24 protein-coding genes are annotated in these 25,179 nt (G+C 40.3%); 6 read left to right on the top strand and 18 right to left on the bottom strand.

Annotated elements, in window-relative coordinates; translation table 11 throughout:
* The first annotated feature begins 49 nt into the window (after positions 1 to 49).
* The gene (locus tag BA79_RS15325; RefSeq protein WP_008341672.1) at positions 50 to 529 is read left to right on the top strand and encodes a MarR family transcriptional regulator; all 480 of its coding nucleotides are present in this window, start codon (positions 50 to 52) and stop codon (positions 527 to 529) included.
* Between the two features lie 17 nt (positions 530 to 546).
* Here the strand turns inward: BA79_RS15325 and BA79_RS15320 are convergent, their stop codons facing one another.
* The 6 genes from BA79_RS15320 to BA79_RS15295 all read right to left on the bottom strand — a co-directional run bounded on the left by BA79_RS15320 (position 547) and on the right by BA79_RS15295 (position 4,403).
* Positions 547 to 831, bottom strand: a complete 285-nt coding sequence (locus tag BA79_RS15320) for a hypothetical protein (protein WP_035703741.1) — start codon at positions 829 to 831, stop codon at positions 547 to 549.
* Between the two features lie 12 nt (positions 832 to 843).
* Positions 844 to 1,371, bottom strand: coding sequence for a YfiT family bacillithiol transferase (locus BA79_RS15315; RefSeq protein ID WP_035703739.1), 528 nt, complete (start codon positions 1,369 to 1,371; stop codon positions 844 to 846).
* Positions 1,372 to 1,384: 13 nt separating this feature from the next.
* Positions 1,385 to 2,392 (bottom strand): zinc-binding alcohol dehydrogenase family protein, encoded by a 1,008-nt coding sequence (locus BA79_RS15310; protein WP_035703737.1) that lies wholly within the window; start codon positions 2,390 to 2,392, stop codon positions 1,385 to 1,387.
* 89 nt (positions 2,393 to 2,481) lie between these two features.
* On the bottom strand, positions 2,482 to 2,979 hold the full coding sequence (locus BA79_RS15305; RefSeq protein WP_035703735.1) for a hypothetical protein: 498 nt from the start codon (positions 2,977 to 2,979) through the stop codon (positions 2,482 to 2,484).
* A gap of 99 nt (positions 2,980 to 3,078) precedes the next feature.
* Positions 3,079 to 3,837, bottom strand: a complete 759-nt coding sequence (locus tag BA79_RS15300) for an anti-sigma factor (protein WP_035703733.1) — start codon at positions 3,835 to 3,837, stop codon at positions 3,079 to 3,081.
* A complete protein-coding gene (locus BA79_RS15295) occupies positions 3,834 to 4,403 on the bottom strand; it encodes an RNA polymerase sigma factor (protein WP_035703732.1) in 570 nt (189 codons plus the stop codon). The genes BA79_RS15300 and BA79_RS15295 overlap by 4 nt, the downstream gene beginning before the upstream one ends.
* A gap of 354 nt (positions 4,404 to 4,757) precedes the next feature.
* On the opposite strand from BA79_RS15295, the gene BA79_RS15290 reads away from it, so the two are divergent.
* Positions 4,758 to 5,084, top strand: coding sequence for a YnfA family protein (locus BA79_RS15290; RefSeq protein ID WP_035391293.1), 327 nt, complete (start codon positions 4,758 to 4,760; stop codon positions 5,082 to 5,084).
* 251 nt (positions 5,085 to 5,335) lie between these two features.
* On the opposite strand, the gene BA79_RS15285 is transcribed toward BA79_RS15290, so the two are convergent.
* The 7 genes from BA79_RS15285 to BA79_RS15255 form a co-directional block, all read right to left on the bottom strand.
* Positions 5,336 to 7,051: an ABC transporter ATP-binding protein gene (locus BA79_RS15285; protein WP_035703731.1), complete on the bottom strand. Its 1,716-nt coding sequence runs from the start codon at positions 7,049 to 7,051 to the stop codon at positions 5,336 to 5,338.
* A gap of 12 nt (positions 7,052 to 7,063) precedes the next feature.
* Positions 7,064 to 7,990 carry an ABC transporter substrate-binding protein gene (locus BA79_RS15280; protein ID WP_169476138.1) on the bottom strand — a complete coding sequence of 309 codons (927 nt, stop codon included), beginning with the start codon at positions 7,988 to 7,990 and terminating at the stop codon, positions 7,064 to 7,066.
* A gap of 111 nt (positions 7,991 to 8,101) precedes the next feature.
* On the bottom strand, positions 8,102 to 9,706 hold the full coding sequence (locus tag BA79_RS15275) for a helix-turn-helix domain-containing protein (protein WP_035703728.1): 1,605 nt from the start codon (positions 9,704 to 9,706) through the stop codon (positions 8,102 to 8,104).
* Positions 9,707 to 9,781: 75 nt separating this feature from the next.
* The gene (locus tag BA79_RS15270) at positions 9,782 to 10,822 is read right to left on the bottom strand and encodes an NAD(P)/FAD-dependent oxidoreductase (RefSeq protein WP_007496663.1); all 1,041 of its coding nucleotides are present in this window, start codon (positions 10,820 to 10,822) and stop codon (positions 9,782 to 9,784) included.
* Positions 10,823 to 10,975: 153 nt separating this feature from the next.
* Positions 10,976 to 11,605, bottom strand: a complete 630-nt coding sequence (locus BA79_RS15265) for a rhamnogalacturonan acetylesterase (RefSeq protein ID WP_017358823.1) — start codon at positions 11,603 to 11,605, stop codon at positions 10,976 to 10,978.
* A gap of 150 nt (positions 11,606 to 11,755) precedes the next feature.
* Positions 11,756 to 12,220, bottom strand: coding sequence for a DUF6884 domain-containing protein (locus BA79_RS15260; RefSeq protein WP_025206957.1), 465 nt, complete (start codon positions 12,218 to 12,220; stop codon positions 11,756 to 11,758).
* Complete coding sequence (locus BA79_RS15255) at positions 12,217 to 12,765, bottom strand: VanZ family protein (RefSeq protein WP_035703726.1); 549 nt, start codon at positions 12,763 to 12,765, stop codon at positions 12,217 to 12,219. The genes BA79_RS15260 and BA79_RS15255 overlap by 4 nt, the downstream gene beginning before the upstream one ends.
* 164 nt (positions 12,766 to 12,929) lie before the next feature.
* Between BA79_RS15255 and BA79_RS15250 the strand changes: the two genes are divergently transcribed.
* The 3 genes from BA79_RS15250 (at position 12,930) to BA79_RS15240 (ending at position 14,248) form a co-directional block, all read left to right on the top strand.
* Positions 12,930 to 13,508: a TetR/AcrR family transcriptional regulator gene (locus BA79_RS15250; protein ID WP_035703724.1), complete on the top strand. Its 579-nt coding sequence runs from the start codon at positions 12,930 to 12,932 to the stop codon at positions 13,506 to 13,508.
* Between the two features lie 80 nt (positions 13,509 to 13,588).
* Positions 13,589 to 13,933, top strand: coding sequence for a DMT family transporter (locus BA79_RS15245; RefSeq protein ID WP_035703722.1), 345 nt, complete (start codon positions 13,589 to 13,591; stop codon positions 13,931 to 13,933).
* On the top strand, positions 13,934 to 14,248 hold the full coding sequence (locus BA79_RS15240) for a DMT family transporter (protein WP_017358818.1): 315 nt from the start codon (positions 13,934 to 13,936) through the stop codon (positions 14,246 to 14,248).
* A 40-nt stretch (positions 14,249 to 14,288) separates the two neighbouring features.
* Here the strand turns inward: BA79_RS15240 and BA79_RS15235 are convergent, their stop codons facing one another.
* The 4 genes from BA79_RS15235 to BA79_RS15220 all read right to left on the bottom strand — a co-directional run bounded on the left by BA79_RS15235 (position 14,289) and on the right by BA79_RS15220 (position 22,580).
* A complete protein-coding gene (locus tag BA79_RS15235; protein ID WP_035703719.1) occupies positions 14,289 to 15,101 on the bottom strand; it encodes a leucine-rich repeat domain-containing protein in 813 nt (270 codons plus the stop codon).
* Between the two features lie 383 nt (positions 15,102 to 15,484).
* A complete protein-coding gene (locus BA79_RS15230; protein ID WP_035703717.1) occupies positions 15,485 to 15,811 on the bottom strand; it encodes a hypothetical protein in 327 nt (108 codons plus the stop codon).
* Positions 15,804 to 16,406, bottom strand: coding sequence for a class D sortase (locus tag BA79_RS15225; protein WP_035703779.1), 603 nt, complete (start codon positions 16,404 to 16,406; stop codon positions 15,804 to 15,806). Before BA79_RS15225 ends, BA79_RS15230 begins: the two co-directional genes overlap by 8 nt.
* 21 nt (positions 16,407 to 16,427) lie before the next feature.
* Positions 16,428 to 22,580, bottom strand: a complete 6,153-nt coding sequence (locus BA79_RS15220; RefSeq protein WP_248596546.1) for a SpaA isopeptide-forming pilin-related protein — start codon at positions 22,578 to 22,580, stop codon at positions 16,428 to 16,430.
* A 708-nt stretch (positions 22,581 to 23,288) separates the two neighbouring features.
* On the opposite strand from BA79_RS15220, the gene BA79_RS15215 reads away from it, so the two are divergent.
* Complete coding sequence (locus BA79_RS15215) at positions 23,289 to 24,797, top strand: AcpB/EbpR/MafR family transcriptional regulator (protein ID WP_035703713.1); 1,509 nt, start codon at positions 23,289 to 23,291, stop codon at positions 24,795 to 24,797.
* 55 nt (positions 24,798 to 24,852) lie between these two features.
* Here the strand turns inward: BA79_RS15215 and BA79_RS15210 are convergent, their stop codons facing one another.
* Positions 24,853 to 25,134: a hypothetical protein gene (locus tag BA79_RS15210; RefSeq protein WP_017366847.1), complete on the bottom strand. Its 282-nt coding sequence runs from the start codon at positions 25,132 to 25,134 to the stop codon at positions 24,853 to 24,855.
* Positions 25,135 to 25,179 lie beyond the last annotated feature (45 nt).

The following is a 25,179-nucleotide window of genomic DNA, read 5'->3' as shown; positions in this document are numbered from 1 at the left end:
AAAAATCAGTAATATAAAGAAAAGAGCCGCTTAAAGGAAGTGAACAAGCGTGGAATATAATATTCATGACACCACCGTACTAAAAGAGGAAATCCTATCTCCTGAGGAAAAAAAGACATGGGTGCTGTATATGAAAGTGCTCACTGCTGCAGGACTTGGAGATGTTTCTGAATGGATGAAGCTTGATATGAGTATGCCTCAAATGAAAGTGCTCATGCTGCTCAATAACCATGGCTCTCTTAAGGTGTCCGAAATTGCTGAAAAAATGGGGGCTTCTTTGTCCAATATGACAGGGCTGCTTGATCGGTTAGAACAATCGAACTTTGTGGAACGAAAGCATTCTGAGCGTGACCGTCGAATCATTGTCGTAGAATTGACAGAGGAAGCGAAAAATATTTTCAGAAGTATTTATCAAAAAGGGCATGAAAAAATTAAAAATTCCCTGCAACGGCTCAATGACGAAGAAAAAGAAAAAGTTAATGAAGGTCTAGCTATTTTAGAAAAAGCACTTCGTCCCGAACGTGGCTAAAAAAGAAAAAAAGACGGTCACTTGAGGTCCGTCTTTTTTATTTCTTCTTTTACTTGTTTATCTGGGTTCAAAAGAAACTGACGAATGACTTCCCTGTCATCCCACAAGAGATAACCTAAACCGATAATGAGAAAAATGATGCTGATCCACGTACCACCTGGGAGTATATCTTCCAGTTCCTCGATTGTTCTTTCTGCACCTACATTTCCACCATAACGAATCTCAAATAAAACGAATTTTGCTATATAAAACAATGCCGCCATGCAGATAAACATAGCGCCGACAATTCTTCTACTAAACATGTGTTGACTCCTTTACTTCCACTGACTTCTTTTGATTAATTCCGTGATATGGGCGAGATGATGCTGTGAATGCCAGACGTACATTCCTGTTGCATCATATAAGGACACCGTTTGTTGATCGGCTGGATGGTAATATGCAGCGTTGAAATCTTCCTCTGTCATCTCGCGAAGTAATGTGACCCACCGGCGATGTAGACTGCTGATTAACGGCAGCGATAGGCTGATAGACGCCTTACTGTCAGGAAGTGAAGCAAATGCCTCCTGATCATATGGACGTATGTGCGGTGTTTCTTCTGTCAGCGCAAGTTTAAATCGCAAGTAGGCGTTCAGATGGCTGTCCGCTACATGGTGAATGAGCTGACGAACGGTCCATCCTCCTGGCCGATATGGGGTATCCAGCTGATCATTTGTCAATGGGACAACTGCCTCTTCATACTTTTGAGGAATGAGTGCCAGCTCATCAATCCATGCCTCCAGCTGCTTTTTCGTTTGTTGGTCCACCGGTTCATATAAGCCAATCGGATATTGTAATGATGTCATCTGCTGCCCCTCCTTAAAATCCTTCTAGAACAAATTTACCTATCATCTTCCCTTGCTCAAGTGTTTGATGTGCCTGCTTCAAATTGGCGGCATTGATGGGGCTGAGCACCTTTGTTAATGTATGTTTTAACTTCTTCTCTTCAAATAATGTACTCGCTTCTTTTAAAAGCTCGTGCTGCTTCATCATATCCGAGGTTTTGTACATCGGCCGTGTGAACATGAATTCCCATACAAATGCAGCACTTTTATTTTTGAGTAATTGAATGTCTAAATGCTGCTGATTTTCAACAATGGTACAGATCGTCCCTTGAGGTTTAATCGCTTCTGCCATCCCTTTGAAATGGCCATCTGTATCATTTAAGCATAAAATGTAATCCACTTCGCCAATCCCTTTTTCCTGAAGCTGCGCTAAGAGCGGCTCGTGATGGTCAATGATATGATCAGCCCCTAATGAGAGACACCATTCATTTGTTTCAGGTCTTGAAGCAGTGGCGATCACAGTTGCTTTCGCTAATTTGGCGAGTTGAATGGCGATAGAGCCCACTCCGCCTGCTCCACCGATGATCAGCAAGGTCGAGCCTTCTGCATTCCGCTTCATATGCATTCGGTCGAATAGCGCTTCATATGCCGTAATTGTTGTAAGAGGCATGGCAGCTGCTTCGGCAAAAGAGAGATTTGCAGGCTTTTTCGCCACAATTCTCTCATCCACAAGCTGGTATTCACTATTTGAGCCTTGTCGCGTGATATCTCCTGCGTAATAGACGTGGTCACCCGGCTGAAACAACGTACACGCTTCGCCCACTTCCACCACCGTACCGCTTGCATCGTAGCCAAGAATTTTCAGTTCTTCTTCTTTCTGATTCTTCGGTGACCTCACCTTTGTATCCACTGGATTCACCGACACAGCCTCTACTTTCACCAAAATATCCCTGCCAGCTGCTTTGGGCTTTGCCACCTCCTGATCGATCAAGCTTTGTTCATGCTCAATTGGCAAATACTCAAATAATCCAACTGCTTTCACTCGCTCGCACTCCCTTTCTCCATGCTTCTTTTCCACATTTTATCATACATTTCTGATGCTGATGGATCAGTCAGCAAGCGATTGCACATTTAGGAGTTCTTCAAAGCCCTTCGTTCCCTCACGATGTAAGAAGGTCGAGCCTTTTGTAAAGAGAGGACATAGGTGAACCAGCCGCTCGATTTAAAAAAGTACTGAACATAATAAAACTGAATGTGCTGCAAGAAAACGACGATGAACAGAAAAATTGTGAATGATAGCGTCACAATGTCTCCCTGCATCCATCCACTGATCAATAACATCACAAAACCGAGCATCATGAGCTGTTCGAGCCTCTGCACGATCTGGACAACGAGATGTCCCCGTTTGGTTAGGTCACCTGATTGACGCTTTCGAATGTTTCTTGATTTATAAAACCATACGATACTTGTCACTAGATGATGAATGATAAAAAGAGCGATCATGACCATCAATAAAGGAGTTGATTCAAAAAGATCTTTTATAATGAATGGGATCACCAAAAAATAAAATGCGGTAAATGTGTGTCTAGCTGATAAGAGAAATAGTTGTTTTTCTATGTATCGCTGCATGTGTCTCACCTCTATATGTAGTACGTCTCATTTGTCATAAGGTTCCTTCTGCCTATCAAAAAAGGATGCCCTCAAAAAGGCATCCTTCATGAATCAAGCTTAAAATGCAGCACTCAGTACGACAGGACCTTGCGGAAGCTTGTTATCCTTTTTTGGTTCAAGGGTGACAGCCACAGTATCCCATGATTCGTTTGCTTCTTTTTCAGATAATGCATAGGTGACGGTGCCCTCTCCTTTGCTATCTGTTTTAAAGGCACCGGCCGGAACGGGCTGATCTCCTTTAATGAGCCATACTTGATAAACAGCTGATGAATCAAGCTGGCCTTTTAATCCGTCGGCACTCACGACAAGCTCTTTTTTGCCGTGATGCTCAATCACTGAAAAAGCACCCGTTGTTTTTGCCGATTCAGCAGATGCCAGTGGTTTTGTCGCAACAACTTTGGCAGGTTGTTCTGCTTGATCTGTTCCATTTGTTAAGAAATACACGTTCCCAGCTGCAGAAATGAGAAGTAGTGCGGCAACGAGAGGCAAAAGCCATTGATTTTTCTTCTTCATTGGCGGTTTCGTCTCATTTGCATCACGCACTATTTTGAGATCTTCAGGCGGGTTCGATTTTGTAGCGATTGTTGTCTCTCGTATCTCTTCTTCAAATACTCTTGATAAAATGCGGTCTTTCATCCCTGCCGGAGGCGTTTCGTCCTCTGCTAGAAACGGAATATCAGACATGAGCGATGTCAGTTCTTCAAGCTCTTCTTTGCAATCCGAGCAATGTTTAATGTGTTCTTCAAACTGCGCCTTTTCTTCTCCTTGTAAATGCCCGTTAAAGTAATCAATGACTTGATGTTTACACTGAGTCATGCCTCTTCCTCCTCCTTTCCTCCGCGAGACAGTTTCGTTCGTAAATGCTTCAATGACAATCGAACTCTTCCCTTCACTGTTCCAATAGGGATGCCTAGTTTTTCCGCAATGCTCTTTTGTGTCATTCCTTTAAAATAGACATCTTCGATGATGGTTTGCTGTTCTTTCGACAATGTTGATACTGCTTCACGTATGATTTGTTTTTCTTCGTTCCATTCTACTTCTTTTGACACATCTTCTTGATGATCTGCCAAGTATTCAATATGCTCATCTTCAAGAGCTGTTTCATTTCGGTGTTTCCTTAATAGATCGATGGCCGTGTTTCGTGACATCATAAATAACCATGAGGAAAATTTCCCTTTATCTGTATTGTATTCTCCTATGCCGCGCCAGAGCTTGATAAAGACTTCTTGAAGCACTTCCTCCGCCAGCTCACGGTTTCCAGTCATTTTATAAATAAACGAATATAACACACGTTCATAGCGATCGTACAATAATTCAAGCGAGGGCTTATGTCGATCATGTTTGATCTTGTGATACAGCTCAAAATCCTTCAGTGTGTCCATGGTCATCTCCTTCCTTTTTCATGAGAAAGAGCATTATGCATTCATCATGAAATCTTCACGTATGGCTTATCACTCAAATTGCTGAGATAAGCCTCCTTTGTACTTTACTCTTTTTTCAAGGAGAAAAAAAGAGCACTGAAAAAGGAAATGTGTTCCTCATGAGAATGTACTTACTAAACGGAGGGATTGACCATTTGGATCACCCACCTCAAGGAAAGTCAAGAATGCATGTGTTTCATTCACTGTTCAGTTGATTTTAGCAAACTCTCATTCGTCTCTCAATTTACATCAGGTAGAACGCATCCTTTCATCATGTCATAATAGAACGAAACAGGAGAACTGGAGTGTCCGAAAATGATTGTAACGATTGTTCTTTTTTTATTAGCTGGTCTGGCTGAAATAGGCGGTGGTTATCTTGTCTGGCTGTGGCTGCGTGAAGCAAAACCCGTCAGCTACGGAATCGCAGGTAGCCTCATCTTGGTCGCTTACGGCGTCATCCCTACATTCCAGCAGTTCCCGACCTTTGGGCGGGTTTATGCGGCCTATGGCGGTGTTTTTGTCGTTCTCGCTGTGTTTTGGGGCTGGTGGGTCGATCGCAAAACCCCTGATTTCTATGACTGGTTGGGTGCTTTGATCTGTTTAGCTGGTGTCAGTGTGATGTTATTTGCCCCCCGCAGTTAATGGTCGGATGATGATTACACGCTAAAAAGCCGGCAATATGCCGGCTTCAGATTGTTGAAAAAGGGCTAAAATGAACTTGATTTTAGCCCTTTGTCTTCTTTTCAGCGTGATAGAAAACCTTTGCAGCCCTAGGAAGGACGAGCATCGGCGCGGAGCGAATTTGACATTCGTGAGCACCGAAGCGCAGGACTGACACCGAATGCGAGGGTTTGTCTACACGCTGAGCCGGCAATATGCCGGCTTTTCCTCTTTTACATTCTAAACTGTGTTTCATACAAACGCCGGTACATCCCGTCCATTTCCAGCAGGTCTTCATGCCTGCCTTGCTCCTTGATGCCCTCTTTTGTCAAAACCACAATCCGGTCAGCATGCTGGATGGTCGCTAGGCGATGCGCAATAATAAACGTGGTTCGTCCTTCAGATAGTTCTTCAAGTGAGCCCTGAATAAAGGATTCTGTCTCCGTATCCAGAGAAGATGTGGCTTCATCTAAAATAAAAATTGGCGGATTTTTAAGAAAGATACGTGCAATGGAGATACGCTGTTTTTGTCCGCCAGATAACATCATTCCGCGTTCACCGATGATCGTATCAAGCCCATTTGGCAAGCTATTTACAAGATCCTTCAGTTGGGCTTTCTCCACTGCCTGCCACACTTCTTCATCAGATGCATCGAGTTTTCCGTATAAAATGTTTTCTCGGATGGTCCCATGGAATAAATAAATATCTTGCTGGACGACACCAATTTGTCTACGCAGCGAAGGCAGTGTCATCTTTCTTGTCTCTATGCCATCAATTGTAATGGTTCCCTCCTGCCATTCGTAAAAGCGTGGCAGTAAACTGCAAAGCGTCGATTTTCCAGCACCAGAGGGACCTACGACCGCAATGGTCTCTCCTTGTTTCACCTCAAGATTGATGTCATGAAGAACCGGTTTGTCTGATTCATATTGAAAAGACACGTGCTCAAAAACGATATCCCCTTTTAACTGATCAACTTCAATGGCATCATCCGCGTCCTTTTCATCAGGTGATTGATCGATGAGTGATGCAAATCGTTTAAAGCCCGCTGCACCTTTTGGATACATTTCAATGACTGCATTGATTTGTTGAATGGGGCCTAAGAAGATGCCTGTTAATAGTACAAATGACACAAATTCCCCATACGTCATATTTTTTTGCAGCACAAACCATGCGCCGCATACAAGGCCAAACACTGTCACACTCTTAATAAGAAAATGACTAACAGCGGTATGCACAGCCATCATTTGATATGTGGTTAGCTTTGTCTTTCTAAATTGCTCGTTATGTTCAATAAATCGGTCCATTTCATGTGATTCATTTCCGAATGCTTTCACAACCCGTATGCCACTAATATTGTTTTCCACACGTGAATGGAATTGACCAATACTCGAGAACATTTTATCAAAAGCAGCAGACATTTTTTTCGTAAAGTAGACGGATAATCCGATCAAGAATGGAACGACAATAAATGTGAGAACCGCCAGCTGCCAATTAATCGACAGCATCAAGCCAAAGGCACCTGTGAGTGTCATCACAGCGATAAATAAATCCTCCGGGCCATGATGCGCGATTTCTCCAATATCCATTAAATCATTTGTCATACGGGACACGAGTTTTCCCGTTTTCTTTTTGTCAAAGAAGCGAAAGGACATTCTTTGTACATGAGAAAATAGCTGATTCCTCATATCCGTTTCTATATTAATGCCTAATTTGTGCCCAAAATAGGTCACGACATAATGCATCGTAGAACTGATCACGTATAAAACGAGGAGCAGAATGCCCCAAAACCAAATGGCATCCCAATCACCATTTGGCAGTAAATCGTCCATCACTTTACTGATGGCAAGGGGAAAGGATAATTCGAGTAAGGCTGCCAGTACTGCACAGGAAAAATCTAATATAAACAGCCCCATATATGGTTTGTAGTATGAGAAGAAACGCTTTAACAATTGACAGACCTCCTACCGATCAGACATTTCTGTCAATATGTCAGCAAACTCTTCCGCTTGATTGGCTACTGCAATCGGATCGTAAGGCCAGAAGAACTCTGTATCCATTTGATAGGTCTGCTCTTTTTTGACAGATTCTAGACTCTTCCAAATAGAATTGTTTTTATCAAATGTTCCGCCGTTGCTTTCATCGATGAAAATGTAGTCTCCTGCATATTCAGGAAGGGTTTCATACGAAATGACTTCATACCCTGTCTTACTTTTTAAAATTGTATCTCTGACCTGTTTTGGCGGGTTTACCTGTAATTGCTGATATAATGCCTGCCCGCCTCGATAAATTCCGTTACCATATACATAGACATCATTTTTAAAAGCACCCATGATCGAGACCGTTTCATTCTCTTTTAAAGCAGACTTCACTTTTTTTCTAGCAGCCTCAATTCGTTGATCGAAGGCGGTGAGGAATGCTTTTCCTTCCTCTTCTTTATTTAAAATTTTTGCCAGCGTCGTTAATTCTTCATGTGCATCTTTGAAAGAACCGTAAGGATACACGATGGTAGGGGCTATTTTTTTGTACACATCATAGACTTTTTCATCCTGTACTGCTGTGATAATCAGATCAGGCTTTAAGCTAAGTGCTTTTTCAGCTGAACGCTCGTCACTGATGTCCTCTATTCCTTTTATCTTGCCCTTTAAGTGTACGTTCTTTAAATCCTGCGTGGTCGATCCAACAGGCTGAACGTCAAGTGCAATCACACTCCCTAAATATCCATCTACAAGAATTCGTTTAGGTTCAGCTGGAATCTCTATCTTTCCTTTCACTGTTTCAACCGTTTTCGTTTCTTGCTTTGATTCTGCTGTTTTGGCTTGTTCTTTATTGCCACAGGCCGTCAATATCATTAGAAGAATGACAGCACATATCCAATACGTCTTTTTCATCTCCATATTCCTCCTTCATTTTCGCCACTACAAATGAGAATAGTTATCAATTACTAGTCTCATGTATTCTATCAACCTCATCTGTCGTGGTCTATGGAGGATTCTCGCAACTTACATATGGACAATTGTTGGATAGGCTGGCTGTGTCAATTGAGAGACAAACCGGTCCATCAAAAGAAGTGCACGCTCTCCTTCATCAAATCGAAACTCCTCCAGTTTTACTGGATAAAAGGTACCATTTTTCACAGCCGATAATTGACGAAGAACATCACTTTCTTCCATTCGCTTGTCCATTTGCTTATACCACCCATATTGATCAGAGACAATAAAAAACATATGATCCGCCTCGTATTCTCCAAGTCTCTCTAAAGGAATGACTGTATGTTGATTAGGAAGAAGAACTTCTTCTAGAATGGCTTTTGGAGGTTTTAAGCCAAGCGTTTCATAAAGATAGAAGGCGCCTCTTGCCTCATAGGACCACATATACACTTTGTCATGTCCTCTCATTTCATAGATCGCAACGGTCTCGCCTTTTTCTCTAAAGGAAGACAGGGTGTTTCTTGCCTGTTGACTAAGCTGTTCAAATCGTTTCACCCAATCGTTTGCCTCATTTTCTCTTCCTAAAAGGCGTCCTATAGACAGTACATCTTGTACAGCATGATGACCGGCGTATGGCAGAACAAGAACTGGTGCGATTTGCTCCAATCGCTTGATCAATGCAGGTTTTGAATAATAATAGTTAGGGACGATGATGACATCTAATTGAAGTGATTTAAAGACGTCATCAGGCGTGTGTTCATTTATGACGAGCGAACTAGCCAGATGTTCTTTGAGTATATCTGAATGGAGATCGGTTTCTTCGTCAATACAAACAGGCTCAATGCCTATTGCAACCAATGACCCGACAAATTGAAAAGCAGCAATCCGCTCTGGTCTTCGGTTCATTCGAAACTGACTGGGCGTTCTTCCTGTTTTTTGACGGAACTTCCTGCTGAAATATAAACTGTCTGCATACCCGACTTGCCGTGCTATGATTTGAATTTGATCGTCTGTTTGCAGAAGACGTTTTTTGGCTTCGTCTATTCGAATTTGTGCAATGTATTCTGTCACACTCATCCCCATACTTTGTTTGAAAAAGGTAGAAAAGTAACTCTCATGAAACCCCATCTTATGAGCTAAGTCTTTTCTTGTTAGTTTTTGATCATAATGCTCAGCCATATACTGCAAGATCATGTTAATCGAATAATGCACTTTTTCGTTGTATGGCTTGGATTGTTTGCGGAAAATGAACATGATTTCTTCCAGCCATTTCGCCTGTTCTTGTATGATTTGGCTCGTCTGTATTTGTTTGATGTAAGAAAAAAGGACGGCAGAGCCTTTCACAACTTCCCCGTTATCAGGGAGATGATCGTGATTCACCTTATAGACCAATTCATTTTGTGCATCATGTGCCAGAGTGAATTGGTCAAATGTGACCGTATAGATCACTACTTGCTCGCTGGATAAAGATTCAACCATGACATCTATTCCTGAGCGGATCAACACACTGTCTTTTGCATTTAGCTCATATCGAATTCCTTCCATGTCAACTCTCACCGCACCGTCCGTAGTCAAGAACATCAGTGAAGATGTTTGCCATGAGTCCGTTTGTTTCACAGAAAGAGATCGTTTACTGCTTTCTTTCATGCGAAGAATTGTATGATTATAGGCGGTCATTTTCTCTTTCTCCTTCCATATAAAAAAGTGCTAAAATAAACCATTTTAGCACTTCAATGTCTGACTGAATGGTGATTATCGCGCTCCAGCCGTTTGTAATTCTTTGTTTTTCTCTTTAAAGCGTTCATTATGTGAAGACACGTACGCTACTTTTTCTGCTTCTGGTTCGATGTATAGCTTTGCGCTATTGAGTGCATTGACTCCATCAACAAACGTACCGGCAATTAAACGCACTTTACTTTTATGTGTGCATAAGTCGCCAACTGCATAGACGCCAGGTAAATTGGTTTCCATCTTTTCATTGACCTCGATGAGTCCCCACTCACCTTGCTTGAGTCCCCATTCTGATAGAACGCTTAAATCACCTTTCATGCCATGGTTGACGATGACAGCATCGGTTTCGATTCGTTCGATGTCGCCTGTTTCTAAGTGCTGAATGGTGACGGCTTCAATTTTGTCACCTTGACCATGAAGCTCTGTGAGTTCATGCGGTGTGAGAATGCGAGCACTAGATGCTTTCATGTTGGCGACGTTTTTTTCATGTCCACCAAACATATCACGACGATGCACAACGGTCACACTTTCAGCAATTGGAACGAGGGCATTGGCCCAATCAACAGCTGAATCTCCGCCTCCAGAGATGACCACCCGCTTTCCTGCAAACGTCTTTAGCTCCTGCACAGTGTAATAAAGGTTTGTTACTTCATAACGGTCTGCATGCTCGATTTCAAGTTTTCGCTGAACTGGAATTCCGTGACCCATCGCTAAGATGAGGGTCTTTGTCAAATGACGATCGCCATTTTCAGCCGTCAGCAGGATATGACCATTCTCATCCCGCTCGAATTGCGTGATTTTTTGATTCAACGCAATCTCTGGTTCAAATGTTTTCGCCTGCGTTTCTAGCTGCTGGATCAGCTGTTCACCTCTTGTTGGTGGCAAACCACCCACATCCCATATGACTTTTTCAGGATATAAGAGGATTTTTCCGCCAAGGCTTTCGTTATACTCCAGTACCTTCGTCTTTAAATCCCGCATCCCACTATAAAAGGCGGTGTACATTCCTGCTGGACCGCCGCCAATAATGGTAACGTCAAACAATTCAAGTTGTTCTGTCATTTGAGTCCCTCCAGTTTTTCATCGATTGATCTATTTATAAGTGATATTGATTCTCATTATCATATGTACCTATTGTAGTCTACTCTGGTGAAGGGAATCAATAGCTTTCTGCAAAAAAAGAACAGGACGAGCGCTTTCTCGTCCTGTCAGCCATCACACAATCGTTAATCCAAGGTCCTTTAATTCCAGCGAAACAAGTCTTGCAATCGCATCTGCCCCTTCTTTTGTAAAGTGCGTGCGATCCTCTATACCTGTTGACAGCATAAAGTAAGAAGTCGTTTTCTCTATGCCGGAAATTTGATAAAACTGGAGACTAACTGTATTTAAATCAACGAGAAGAACTTCTTCTTCATCGGCTAGTTCTTTCATCGCGGCACAGTAGTCAGGGAAATCATTGATATATTCTCCGTCTTTTTCATGAAAGCGGCCGACTGGCGTTAATAAAAGCGGTGTAGCTCCTTTCGCTCTTGCTCCGTGAATATATTGAGACAAATAGCTTTTATACGTTGTGAAAGGATCTGTATGCCGTTCCGGCTTCTCCGTTGAAGCATCATTGTGCCCCATTTGTGTAAACAGCCAGTCCCCAGGCTGAATGTCAGCTAATATTTTATCAAGCCGTCCTTCTTCAATGAATGTTTTTGAGCTTCTTCCACCGATTGCGCGGTTGTCGACGCTCACACCCTGCGCTGTGTAGCGATGTAAAAACTCTCCCCACCCTCCTTGAACAGGACGATCTGGGTAAGATGAAACGGTTGAATCACCAGCTAAATAGATGGTTGTCATGTTCATACGCCTCCTTTTTCATCTAGCCACTCTAATAAGCGATGCGGACATCCAAGTGGCTGCTGAAAAGATATGAAACAATCAGCATCGCTACTTCATTCATTCTCTTTTTAATGATCAAAACCCTGCTTACCGGTAGATGTGAATACGTTAAATATGCGGCGGAAGTTCTACTTTTGTCTCAACGGCTTGCTTTAACGCCTGAAGCATATAGCCAATTCCTTTATATGGAGCCAGCGGATAAATCGCTGTCTGATGAGGAAGTAATAACGGATCGATCACCTTTCGATATTTCTTTCCACCTAGTATCACTAATTCATCATATGCAGTGAGATGTTTTTCATGAAATTGCTGACTTAGTGCTTCTCTTGTTATCTGATCAGTATGCGGTGTACCAAAAGCCACATCATAATTTTCATGAATAATATCATCTGCCTTTAAGAATCCATGCTTCGCTGAAATAATTAGGTAGTCTGAAAAGAACGTTCGGGCATAGCTTTTCGTACGCTGATGCAGCGGACTTAAATAAACGAGGTTCGCCGGCTGGCTCCCTGCCTCTGGATGGACGTCCCATATTTTCTTGGCGCCACATGGAATGATACAAACTCGCTTCACTTGATTTTCTCCTTCCTTCGTTGATACATCCGATACAACATACAACCTAGCGCTGTGCCAAGTGTATTTAAGAGAATATCATCTATATCGCTGCTTCTTGTAATCATACCAGATTGTGAGAATATCCATTGAAGGATTTCGATGATCGCTGACAAGATCAACCCAGCCAGCACCGCCTTTTGAAAGCGACATGTCCGAAAGGCTTGATATAGAAAAAAACCAAGCGGCACAAATAAGAGAATGTTCCCTGCCAAATTTAAAAAGACAAGGTTTGGATAGCCATGCTGAAAGGCGTGTAGGTTTTGTTGAATGGAGTGGAAGGGAATCAGATTGACGCTCACTTGATCTTTTGGTGCCGAAAAGCGATTCGGAAAGACCGTTAAATAAAAGAGAACATTCGTATATACAAATAGAAAAGCAAGGACCATTTCTGTTCGTAAATAGATAAAACGTTGCTGTTTTTTTGCCAGTCTATATCTCATATTTAGATAGAACGGGACGAGCAGAAGAAAATAAGCCATTGAAAACATAGCACTGGATGTCATACAAATAGCTGCCCCTTTCTCACGTCATGCTTGACCATATTACAGGTTATTCAAGCTTTTCTGTATCTATTCATCACTTATTCTCACAATCCATGCGATATTGACAAATCGTCATTTTCTCGGTATACTGACTGACATTCAGTCATTTTAAGGTCGGTGATCCTGTGTCAAAACGAGAAAAAATTATGCTTGCTGCGATTGATGCCTTTAAAGAGAAGGGAATTGAAAAGACGACTATATCGGATATTGTGAAAACAGCAGGAGTAGCGCAAGGAACTTTTTATTTATATTTTCCTTCAAAGCTTTCTGTCATGCCTGCCATCGCTGAACATCTAATCGCACAGATGGTCCCTGCCATTGAAAAGGAACTCACTCAGCATGCGGATGTACTTGATCAAGCAGATGCGCTAGTTGAATTTATTTTCTCTTTTACAAGACAATACCGTGATGTCCTTGCCCTGACCTACTCAGGCTTAGCTGCCACCGAGCATCTAAAGGAATGGGAAGATATTTATGAGCCGATTTACAAATGGGTCGCTGCTTTTTTAGAAAAAGCTAAGCGGGACAAAAGAGTCCGTGCGAATCTGAACTGTCAATATGCTGCGAAATTCATTATCGGTTTACTTGAATCATCAGCTGAGCAAATGTACTTATTTACAGAAACAGATACAGAAGAGGTTCTAATTCAAAAGCGAGAGGTCAAGCAATTTCTCCTTTACGCACTTGGCATAGAGACACCTTAACTTAGTACAGCACTTGCTGTACGCTCTTTTTTGGTTTCAAAATGACGAATCGTCAGTTTTCAGTTTTAGGAGGAAATACGATGAAAAAAAGCTGGATGTATGTTGCACTCACGTGTTTATTTGAATTACTTTGGGTGTTTGGTTTAAATAGAGCTGATGCTGTGTGGGAGTGGGCGATCATAATCTGCCTGATCCCGGTTGATTTTTATTTTTTAATGAAAGCCTGCGAGAAGCTGCCGACAGGGACTGTGTACGCCGTGTTTGCAGGAGTTGGAACGATTGGTACATCTTTGATGGATTATGCGCTGTTCGGCGGTTCGTTTTCATTAGAAAAGCTTTTATTTATGGGCATTTTAATTCTCGGAATTATTGGACTGAAAGTGTCTGATGGAGATGCACATGAGCAGAAAGGAGAAGCGATATAAATGGGCTGGTTTTTTGTACTGTTGGCCTCTGCCTGTGAAATTGGCGGAACCATTGGTCTCAATATGTTTAGTAAGAAAAAGCAACTCACGACAGGCATTATATTTGTCGGCGGATTTGCCTTATCCTTTTTGTTTTTGTACGCCTCGTTCTCTTCCGTTCAAGTCTCCGTTGCCTATACGGTTTGGATTGGACTTGGAACAGCGGGTTCTGTCTTGTTTAATATGATTCTATTTAAAGAGCCGAAAAACATGATTCGTATCCTTAGCTTGCTGCTGATTGTGATTGGCGTCGTTGGGCTGAAGTTGTTTGCGTAATAGAAAAAGCAATGGAATAGATTATCCATTGCTTTTTAAGTTAATTTTTATACTTTTCTTGGTACGCTTTAAATTGTTTTTCGTATTTTTTCAACTTTTCCCCATCGACTTTTGAATTTAATTTCGGTTTCCGCTTTCCAATTACCATTACATCTTTATCTACAATAGGACTTGATAAAAAGATGTATGGTGCAAAACGATCACACTTCGTATTTGGAAGGGTGACGGATAATCTAGCGTATTCTTCTGTCGGGAATTGGTTTGAAATGTCAAGTTCCTTGAGTCCCTCTAATGCCGATATTGGCTCTAAAGACTCGTCCTTCACTTTTATATTTGATAAGCACAGATATTTTAAATTCTTAAGGTATCTTAAAGGTTGAAGCGTATTTAAATTTAATGTGTTCCAAATCCCACCTGACAATTGTAACCATTCTAAACCAGTGTTTTTTTGCAAAGGGACTATGTCATTTAACTTTGAAAAATCTGTTAAGGATAAAGATTTTAAAAAAGTGTTTTTTGATAGATCCCATAAACTTTGTGCCTTTGTATTCCATTCAAGTGACAATACCTCAACATCTTGAAGAGAACTGATGATTGATAAATCTTCTACTCTCAGTTCACGCATATAGAGCATTTTGGGATTAACTAAGCTCAAGATCGTATTGAATTCCTTTTGGCTCACTTTGTAAATCCACAATTTCGTCAGGTTAGAAAAAGAGTTCAACCTTTCAATATTTTTAATTTTACCTGTGATTACTAACTCAGTGGCATTTTCATCTACATCGGCTAAATCATGAACAGCTTCTGGTCGTGCATCATGACGAAAAATATATTCAGGGTCTTCTTTTAACATTCTTTTACCTCCACACCTACAAATGATGGATATCTAAATGAATTTTATCAGAGTTTTTCCGAAGAAACAGGGAAAGGGATAAAATCTAGATGGTCTTCTTTGGTCCGTTTAACCACAATCCGCCGATGATTACGTCTGTTTTCAATTCATTTTATAAAATCTTTATCATCTAAAATATGGAGCAACAACATATCAACGACTTCGCTTTCACTATACTCCATATATTCTGCACAGGTCTTGACGATAGCTTGTACTCTTTCATATAAACAAATAAAAGAACTCCAATTCATATACGAATTAGAGTCCTCATTATATGACTAATACAATTTTCCCACCTTAAAACCGAACCCGTTCATTAAAGATCTTGCTTTTTTATTTCTCGTTTAATGTGGATCATGCTGCTCAAGCAAGAAATCCATTGCGTAAATCGATTCGCCTTTTTCATCCAATAAAAAGTACACAATCAAAGGCTCTCCAAAGGACCCTGTCTGCTGCGTGAACAAAACACATGTGAATTTTTCAATACCTATCGGAATCTTCCTTCTTAATAAAGGATGAAGAATAGGCGAAGTCCGAATTGTATCTATATCCACATCCCAACGTTCGTTTTTTAAAGTGGGATAATGTTCTACTAACAATTGGTGTAACATGTCGGTCGTGAGCGTTGCTTTTCCATCAAACTCATCATCTATTATGTTGGTGTTATACATCCGACGGTTGCTTATCCTTTGAAGCATTGATTCGTATTCCTTTTAAGACAAATCGTTTCTGGCCATCAAGAGTACAAGTGATCAATGTCAGTTCATTTTTCCCGCGATCCTTTAGTACATCAACATCCGTCGGTTCTATCGTAGCTGAGCTGACAATTTTGTATTCGTATGTTTCTGCTTGATGATGTAAGACGACTTTTTCTCCTTTAGGCACCTCTGGCAGCTGCCGGAAAAGCCGGTTGCCTCTATACCCTCTATGGCCTGCAATCGTGAAATTTCCTTCCCCTGGCATTTGATGAGATTTAATTTGAGTCAGTGCAATACTTAAATTTTCTTTTGATGTAACAGGTAGCACTTTTTCGTTTAAATCAATTGACGGGATCTCAAGCTCCATCGTATCTCGCAGGTCTTCTTCTGACACAGTTAAATGTGGAATAGAAGAAAGGGCATCACTGTCATTTTCTTCAATCATTTTCAATGCCTCTTCCATGGCTGCTGCCTCTTGAGACGTTCGCCACTCATATAGAAAAGGAACGGAGATAAGCATTAGTCCTGCGACCACCAAAAAGCTGCCTAATAAGGTTCTTTTTTTCATCAATACACTCGTTCCTTCCTTTTACTGAATGGTCCTTCTTCTGACTACAAGAAGAACAGTTCCAGACACTACTAGTAAAATCCCTGCATACATCAAATAACGTAGCCATTCTTCCCCAGTCTTTGGCAATTCACCGTTTGAGTCATGAGGCGGATGTTGATCCCCTTGATCTGAAGCTGGAGGATTTGTGTGGTCCACTTCATTCTTCATTGGAGCATTTTTCACAATCAATGTCTTGATCTCCACTTCGCCCATTTGAATTGTAAAAGCGAGTGGTTTTTTTAACGCTACATAACCATTTGGAGCTTTCGTCTCTGTGAGTGTATATTCACCAGGTTTAAGCCCTTTGACAATGGCTTCTCCGTCTTTTCCTGTTGTCACAGATTTGATGATTTTCCCAGCTTTTGTACGAATGTCAAAGGCTGCACCTTTTAAGGTTCTATCAGTCTGCTGGTCTACCTTTATGATACGCAGACTTCCTAAAATCAAGTGATTCTTCGCTGTTAATTGAAGAGGCTTCTGCTGATTTTTCTCAATCGTAAACCGGATCGGCTGATCATCTAATTCATAGCCGTGAGGCGCTTTCGTTTCAACGAATTGATATTCTCCCGGTTTTAGATCGTTGATGTGAAGCTTTCCTTTTTGATCCGTTACAAGTGATTTCTTCAGCGTTTTCCCGTCTTTACTCTGAAGAGCAAACTCTGCGTTTTCCAGCGTGTGTCCTTCAGCATCCACTTTGGTCAGTTCCACTGCTCCCGGCGTCAGTTTGTTGATCATTTCTACTTTTGCTGGTTTGTCTTGCCCTAATCGAATCGTAAATGAGACAGGTGTCTGATCCAATTCATAGCCGGCAATGCTTGCTGTTTCGACAAATTGGTAGGTTCCTGGCTTCAGTTGATCGACTGTCAGTTGACCGTTTTTGTCTGTCTTCAAATCTTTCTTCACACGCTGATCATGCGCATCAATCAGGTCAAAGGTCACGCCAGCGAGCAACTGACCATCCTCCCCTTTTTTCTGAAGCTTCACAGCACTTGTCGTGCGAATATTTTCTTTTGTCACTTTCACCAGTTGATTTGGGTTGAAATCAATCTGAAAGTCTACTGGTTCTGCATCAAGTTGATGTCCAAAAGGAGCCTTCGTTTCAACCAATTGGTAAGCACCTGGTTTCAAATCGTTGACAGTGATGATGCCTTTTTCGTTGGTTGTCAAACCTGACAGCAATTCTTTACCATTGTCATTGAAAAGTGTAAATTCTGCGCCTTTCAATCTTTCTTTTTCTTCCCCTATTTTTGTGAGTTCTACAGAACCTTTCTTGAGCTGATTGATTGCCTCCACTTGAATCAAGTCTTTTTGACCTAATTCAACTTCAAAAACAAGTGGTTTCGCACTCAATTCATAGCCTTCAAGACTCTTTCTTTCAACAAATTGATATTCCCCAGGTTTTAAACCTGTGAAGGTAATCTTTCCATCCTGATTGGTTGTAATTCCTTCTCCTCCTGCCACTATCTTTCCTTTGGCATCAGATAGATCAAAGACAACCCCTTCTAATGATTTCCCATCTTCACCTTTTTTGTGTAACAACACTCCGCCAGTTGTACGACTATTTTCTTTTGTCACACTGACCAGCTTCTGAGGGTTAAATGGCATAGCGAAAGTGACAGGTGTTTCGTCAAGCTCATGACCGAATGGCGCCTTCGTTTCAACAAACTGATAGGTTCCAGGTTTCAGATCGTTGACGATGATCTTCCCGTTCTCATCTGTGACAAGACCTGTTTTTATCTCTTTTCCATTTGCATCTACTAGCTTGAATTCTGCTCCTTCAAGCACATCATTCTTTTCACCGAGCTTCGTGAGCTGGACAGCTCCAGTTTTGAGATCATTGATCACTTTGATCTCTGCCGGTTTTTTTTGTGCGATTTCGATGGTAAACGGATAAGGTTTATTTTTCTTTTGGTAACCATCAATACTCTCTGTCTCCACAAGCTGATATTTGCCCGGTTTGAGGTCATCGACCAACAGCTTCCCATCTTCATCTGTTGTCAAATCTTTACGCACGACTTTGTCATTTTGATCCAAGACTTCAAATCGAACACCTTGAAGCTTCTTGCCATCTTCCCCTTCTTTTATCACTTCTAGTGCACTTGTTTCATAGAGGTTCTTTTGTGAAATGATGACTGGTTCTTTTGGATCGAGTGGTACTTCAAATGTGATGGGTGTTTCATCTAATACATAACCGTCTGGTGCGTTTGTTTCAATGAGCTGATACGTACCCGGTCTTAGTTCGTTGATCGTGATCTTGCCATTTTCTCCTGTGACAAGCGCACCATTTAGCTCATGCCCATCTTGATCTAAGAGCTTGAACTGTGCACCTTCTAGTCTCTCTCCACCTTCACCTATTTTGTTCAATTCAGCGGAGCCTTTGATGATGTCATTTACAGCGGTGACAACCGTTGTTTCTGTTTGATTTTCTTTAATGGTGAACGGCCATTTTTGCTGATTTAATTGATAGCCTTTCGGTGCGTTTGTTTCAACAAAATAATAGGAACCTGGCTCAAGATGTTTGAATAGGATTTCTCCTTTTTCATCCGTTTTCAAATGGGTTTGGACGGTATCTCCAGATTCATTTTTCAGTTCAAATTCTGCATTTTCTAATGCCGCACCCGTTTCTTTGTCTTTTTTCGTGAGCTTCACATGCTGGCGGATTTCTTGGTTTTGCACCGTCATGCTGTTTCCTATTTTCGTTTGATCTCCTGATTCGTAAGGCTGATCAATCGTGACATTGATCGGTTCCTTCGTTTTCAAATAACCATCAGGTGCTTTCTCTTCTGTCACGATATAGTCACCATACAGAAGACGATCAAATCGAAGAGCTCCTTCTTCATCTGTTGTCTTTGTTCCAATGACGATACCGCTCGCAGCATCAGTCAGAGAAAAGGTTGCTCCTTTTAGCGCTTTTCCACTACTCGCATCTACCTTATGAATGGTTAAAGCGCCAATCGCTCCTGTGCCATCTCCCATGCCAGCGGTACGTTTGACCACAATTGAGGCTTCGGATTCCTTTTTGATTTCTTTTACATTTTCACCTCTAAACGTTACTTCGTTTTGAAGTGTACTTCCCACCTTATCTAAAATGAGAGATTGGTATTCTAAAATATAGGGTCTCGTGATTTCTTCTTTAAATTTGATTTGAAAAGAATCTGGATCGAATTCAAGGTCTAGTTCATAATCCTTCCCTTTTTCCAGCTCATCCTTTTTAGTCACTTGCCCCTTTTCATCTATTGTTGTCGAATACAGATGAAATGAGTTTTCTATTATGGCTTGGTTACTGCTCGGATGGTCTATAATCGTCGCATCTTGGACTGTTGATTGACCAAAGTTGATATTCAGTTTCCAATCAATGACTTTCCCTTGTTGATTTCCTGATTTGCTCGTGTATTTCCCTCCATTTGGAATGGACACCACAGCATTCACGTCTGATTCTTTCGTCTTCCCATCATAAAGGGTCGCTTTATTTTCGTAGGTTTTCTGTACTAAATCCATTCCTTCAACACTTGTTTGATACGTGATTTTGTATGGGGAATCAATGGCATGTTTGAAAATGACTTCGAAGCCTGATTCTCCCTTTTCATTTTCAAGGAATTTGATGTCATAATGTTCTTTTGCTAATACCTCTTTTTCTTCCGCACCATTTTCCCCGCCTTGTAAATCAAGCGAGTAGACGATGATTGACTCTTTAAGCAAACGCTGATTTCCTTGAATGAAATCCTCGATTTTCGCCTCTTCTAGATGTTTCAAATTATAGTTCACACCGATATTCCATGTGATCTCTTTTTTCTTTGCATCATATGTTCCATTCTTGAACCCATTTGACTGCGTGTATGTGTCAGGCGTAAAGACAGATTGGTTTTCCTTCGTCAAATCCTTGCCATCTTCATTTACCCATTCAAGTTTTACATGGTTACGCAGGTTCTTTTGATCTTTATCTGCTCTTTTTTCATAATCAAAAGACGTTGTATATGTGATGGTATGTTCTGTCTTGATTTCTTTCGTAAATTGAATATCAAATCCATTTGCATGTTCAACGATTTGATAATCTGTGCCTTCTTCAAGCACTGTATTACCTGTCGTCACTTTTAAACTATCTTTTTGCAGCGTCAATCCTTCGTTTGTAAACGTATCTTTTAATATTACGTTGTTCATGGTTTGTTGATCTTTGTTGAAGATGATACGCCATGGAATGGTCTTGTTCTTGTAATCCGGTGTTCCGTGGTCTTTCGTTAGGATTTGCTGATCAATTCTTTGCTTCCCTTGTTCGCTCTCTTTGCCAGCTGTTACAGTATTGATAATGTCTTCAGCTTCGAAAATTCGCTCGGTTGCTTTTGTTTGATATGTGATCAGGTAAGCCAATTGGATATCTTGATTGAATTGCAAGGTAAACCCGTTTTGTTCATCCTTTTTTTGAGGTTGAACCACATAATCTTCAAACGCTTTTGTTCCTGATTCTTTGCCATTCTCATCAATTGTGACTTCTTTGACTTGAATTGAATCAGATATTAGCGCCTGTGTACCGTTAAAGAAGTCTTCTATTAAAGCATCCTTTTGAGCCAGCTTTTTTTCGTTATAGTTATACCGAATTTCCCAAGTAATCGTTTGAGTGACTGGATCGTAGTGGGCGGCTTTTTTATTTAAAGGACTGCCTCTTGTCACATTCACTGTTCCTTCTGCTGAACTAATCTCTTTATCAGCAGAGACAAGGGACGCTTTATTACGAAACACAGACTGATCTTGATTCGTAATGTCCGTTTCATACATTAAACGGTAAGCGAGATGCACGTCATCTTTAAATTCGATCGTGAAATCTTGACCATCTGCAGTTTGGCCGATGGTGTAGTGGTTTTCGTCAAGCAGCTGACCAATCGATGTTTCACCATTTAGCTTTGTATCTACACGATAAAGCTTGATTGAATCTTTTTTTAACGCTTGACCTTCTTGAATCGGATCTAACAGTTTCGCTTGTTTCACATCATCTAAGTCCATATTAAAATCGACTGTCCATTGAATGGTTTCAGCATTGTAAGAACGATTGGGTTCTCCCTTTTTAGAGACATTTGGACCATTTGGAATGTATTGAATCGGAATCGATATCGTATCTTTGCCTTCAATCGGGGTAATCACCACTTCTTTTTCTTCAGTGATCACTGTTTTTTTATCTAATTGTGTCCATACTTGAAGTGTTCCTTGGATATTTGAATATTGTTTAATAAAATCTGTGAACTCGATGGAGGCATTTCCGCTTTCATCTACAGAAAAATAACCAATGATCGATTGATTAAATTTCATCTCGAGACGATCGATTTTTTCGTAAATCACTAATTCCTCTGGAACCTTGAAATGGAATTCATCCCCGCCATTATAGTTATGACCATTTGGGATGGCCCACTTATAGTTAATGGAAATCAGTGAGTTGACGTCAGGCTTATCAACTGAATTACCTTCCTGATCTTCAAAAATTAATATGGCATCAGTAAGGAGGTTTTCTTGTATCTGCATTTGTTTTGAAACACTTTGCAGCCCTACACGATTAGACACGTTCACTTTGTTTTTTAGTAACTCATCTTCATCGCTTTGTGTCTTTTGAACAGTTTCTTGATTGTTAGCAGCTTTGTCTTTCTCCGATGAGGTTGAATCATCTTTTGAAAGATTTTCTTTATGCTCATTTTGCTTTGTTTTCTCTTTCTTCTCAGCTATACTGGTGACGTCAATATCTATAGATCCTTCTAAATTCGGATCAAGCTCAATATCCTTATTGAATGTGACCGTCACTTCATTTTGTTTTGAAACGGTATACTCACCAACAGGGATGTCATCGACAGTAATGAGTTCTTTCTGCTCTTTCTCTACCTGAATGACTGAAGGAAGAGAGAGAATATACGGATATTGCTTTTTGAGATCAATTCCTTTGATAGACCAATGCACAATGGCCTTTCTAACTTGCTGATCTTCTATGTTTGATAACTTGTTGCCTTCGCTATCAGCAAATTCAATATTCCCATAGATATTCTCTTGAATGTCTTTAGCTTGTGCCCCTGCTAAAGGCAAGATTCCTAATATACTAGACTGTATAACTAACACGGTCATCAGTGCCACCGATAATATTCTTTTCAATACATCCACCCTTTTCTACAATTATTTTTCAACAACGATTAAAAAATCATTTGTATACTGTCTGATCAATCACTCCGCTTCTGATCAAATTTTTCTAAAAATTGCATCTTAAGACCCTATGAATAAAATGAGTTGATCAACCATGAGTTTGAAAGGTCATCATGAGTAGTAGATATAGTAGCTGGATAGGGGTCTATAGCAATGGGGAATAGTGAGAGGGAACATGAAAAGAATAAATGTGAATTTTTCTATTTATACTGGAACGAACAACAAATGATTAGTACATGCATATATAAGCATATATTCACATATAGAACGTTCATATAAAACAAGCATGACTCATATGGTATGTATGGTGAGATAGTTCAGCATCATATAGATCGCATTCCTTCTACTCCCTTCCATATGGTAATCAAAAAGCCGATGCTTTTTATTCTTACATTTACCGTTTGAGCAGCAAAAAAATAAACAAAATATCTAAAATGATCCATTTTTATAGGATTCTTGGCATATTTATCACCTTTCAATAGAAAAATATGGAGAATCAGGGCATAACATTTGTTTTCGTCTAATTTTTTTCTCTTTTATCATGAAAAGTGAAGACAAAACGATTTAGCCTAAACATTACAATCATTTCATGCCTATTTTGAGAATCAAATGTTCTTTAAGTGAACTTCATAATATAGAGGCAAGCTAAAGGAAGGAGTTAGTTGTTTGATGGAGCTCATTGATAATAAATCAAAGAGATGGATAAACATTTTAAAATTGCTTGTATCCAAAAATAAGTGGTGGAGCCTTCAAGAGATATCGAATGAACGTATCGGCTCGGTTCGTGCGATTCAAAGCGATTTAGAACAAATGAAGTCGTTCCAAACAGAGAACGGTGAGCCGTTAATCCGCATAAAGCCAAGACAAGGCATATCCATTTGTTATACACAGACGATACGAGTCGACTACTATATCAAAGAAATTCTAAAAGATACGATTGAAATTCGATTGATTGACGGCGTTTTCTTTGAACAAAACAGGTCTTTCTATGAATGGATGGACACGCTGAATATCAGTAGATCCACATTGTATAACACCATACATAAAATCAATTCGCTTCTTACCTCGTATGACATTGAGTTACGACCAGATAGTATGCAGTTCCATGGAAATGAGAAGGAGATTCGTCAATTTTTTGTGGAATTTTTGTTTGAAGTCTATGGAAACAGGCTTTGGCCATTCGATGATATTCAAAAGCAAGAAGCAGTTGATTTTTTACAAAAGCTATTTCAGGTGCTCGAAGTCAATCTACCTGATGTGGCTTTAGATAAATTTTGCCTATGGCTCGCCGTTTCCATACACCGATTGAGGAAAAATTTTACCATACGACGCAATTATAGGTACTCAATGGATAAGGAAAAACAAACATCTACAGCTAAAGGTATCTATAAACAAATCAAAAACTTGGAAGAACACGTTTGCCAAATGACAAAGGACACTTTTGGTGTTACATTGGATCGTCACGAATTTGTCTTTTTATTATTGATTGAACCAGCTATTGGCCATTATAAATCAATTGAAACGGTCGAAGAAAAATTGACGTTCTTTCAATCGCATACACCACAGCTCTTTGAAGCCATTCATTCCTTTATCAATCAATTGGAGTTGATTTTTCATCAAGAGGTGGCTAATCGCAAGGCGATGACACTGATTCTTCTACAATATTATGTGTATTCTAGGGAAATTACCGTAAGAGATGGATTCCTTTTCAAAAAGAAATCGAGTTATTTATCAGAGGTAAAAAAACAGCTTCCTTACTTCTATTCGAGGATTACTCATATCATCCAAGAGTTAAAAACAGACGATATACTCGCTTCTTTTGTGAAAAATGAACGAGAATTGATTCGTATCATTACTTCTAACTGGAGAGGGCTTGTTCATTTGGAAATGGATCGGAGAAACGTGTTGAACATTTTTGTCATTTCAACATTAGGTTATAATCATAGTTTGTTTATTGCTGATTTAATTAAATTAAGTGTGCCTCCTCTCATTCACATTTTCACAAGTCCAGAAAATACGTTAAATGATGTCACGATGGATCAACTTGGGATTGATATGATTGTGACCGATACTGAGCTTCCTCTTCAGTTCGGGCGATCTACGCTGCTGATCAGCTCTTTTCCAACAAAAAAAGAATTGGACAACTTGCACCGCAGATTGGTTGATATGACAAACTGATGTTCATCATAAAAAAAGCTGCTGAGACAAGCTCAAGCAGCTTTTTGGTTCTGTATTAATGAAGCACGATTTGTTCATTCATCAAATCAATGGCGTAAAGCGATTGCCCATATTCATCTAATAGAAGGTATACTTTGAGCGGGGCAGTGGTTTGATCTGTTTGCTGCGTGAATAGGACACAAGTGAATTTTTCAATCCCATCTGGCAGCTTGCTTTTCAGAAAAGGATGAAGAATAGGAGAGATTCGAAGGGTATCAACATCTTTCAGCCAAAGCTCATCTTGTAACGCAGGATAATGGTCAACCAAAAACTGACGAAACACTTCCAATGTACTCAAGGTAGATATCCTCACTTTCTTCTAACTTGGCTTCAAACTCACCTA

Origin of the sequence: Bacillus altitudinis 41KF2b (assembly GCF_000691145.1) — a bacterium.
Classification (GTDB): domain Bacteria; phylum Bacillota; class Bacilli; order Bacillales; family Bacillaceae; genus Bacillus; species Bacillus altitudinis.
The sequence above is the reverse complement of the archived record's forward strand: the minus strand, read 5'-3'. Positions and strand labels throughout refer to the sequence as shown.

Excerpts from the sequence above, each read along its gene's own strand:
- BA79_RS15320 (WP_035703741.1), bottom strand. The coding sequence starts at position 831 with ATGTTTAGTAGAAGAATTGTCGGCGCTATGTTTATCTGCATGGCGGCA.
- BA79_RS15315 (WP_035703739.1), bottom strand. The coding sequence starts at position 1,371 with ATGACATCATTACAATATCCGATTGGCTTATATGAACCGGTGGACCAA.
- BA79_RS15305 (WP_035703735.1), bottom strand. The coding sequence starts at position 2,979 with ATGCAGCGATACATAGAAAAACAACTATTTCTCTTATCAGCTAGACAC.
- BA79_RS15300 (WP_035703733.1), bottom strand. The coding sequence starts at position 3,837 with ATGACTCAGTGTAAACATCAAGTCATTGATTACTTTAACGGGCATTTA.
- BA79_RS15295 (WP_035703732.1), bottom strand. The coding sequence starts at position 4,403 with ATGGACACACTGAAGGATTTTGAGCTGTATCACAAGATCAAACATGAT.
- BA79_RS15290 (WP_035391293.1), top strand. The coding sequence starts at position 4,758 with ATGATTGTAACGATTGTTCTTTTTTTATTAGCTGGTCTGGCTGAAATA.
- BA79_RS15280 (WP_169476138.1), bottom strand. The coding sequence starts at position 7,990 with ATGAAAAAGACGTATTGGATATGTGCTGTCATTCTTCTAATGATATTG.
- BA79_RS15275 (WP_035703728.1), bottom strand. The coding sequence starts at position 9,706 with ATGACCGCCTATAATCATACAATTCTTCGCATGAAAGAAAGCAGTAAA.
- BA79_RS15270 (WP_007496663.1), bottom strand. The coding sequence starts at position 10,822 with ATGACAGAACAACTTGAATTGTTTGACGTTACCATTATTGGCGGCGGT.
- BA79_RS15265 (WP_017358823.1), bottom strand. The coding sequence starts at position 11,605 with ATGACAACCATCTATTTAGCTGGTGATTCAACCGTTTCATCTTACCCA.
- BA79_RS15255 (WP_035703726.1), bottom strand. The coding sequence starts at position 12,765 with ATGACATCCAGTGCTATGTTTTCAATGGCTTATTTTCTTCTGCTCGTC.
- BA79_RS15245 (WP_035703722.1), top strand. The coding sequence starts at position 13,589 with ATGAAAAAAAGCTGGATGTATGTTGCACTCACGTGTTTATTTGAATTA.
- BA79_RS15240 (WP_017358818.1), top strand. The coding sequence starts at position 13,934 with ATGGGCTGGTTTTTTGTACTGTTGGCCTCTGCCTGTGAAATTGGCGGA.
- BA79_RS15235 (WP_035703719.1), bottom strand. The coding sequence starts at position 15,101 with ATGTTAAAAGAAGACCCTGAATATATTTTTCGTCATGATGCACGACCA.
- BA79_RS15230 (WP_035703717.1), bottom strand. The coding sequence starts at position 15,811 with ATGTATAACACCAACATAATAGATGATGAGTTTGATGGAAAAGCAACG.
- BA79_RS15225 (WP_035703779.1), bottom strand. The coding sequence starts at position 16,406 with ATGAAAAAAAGAACCTTATTAGGCAGCTTTTTGGTGGTCGCAGGACTA.
- BA79_RS15215 (WP_035703713.1), top strand. The coding sequence starts at position 23,289 with ATGGAGCTCATTGATAATAAATCAAAGAGATGGATAAACATTTTAAAA.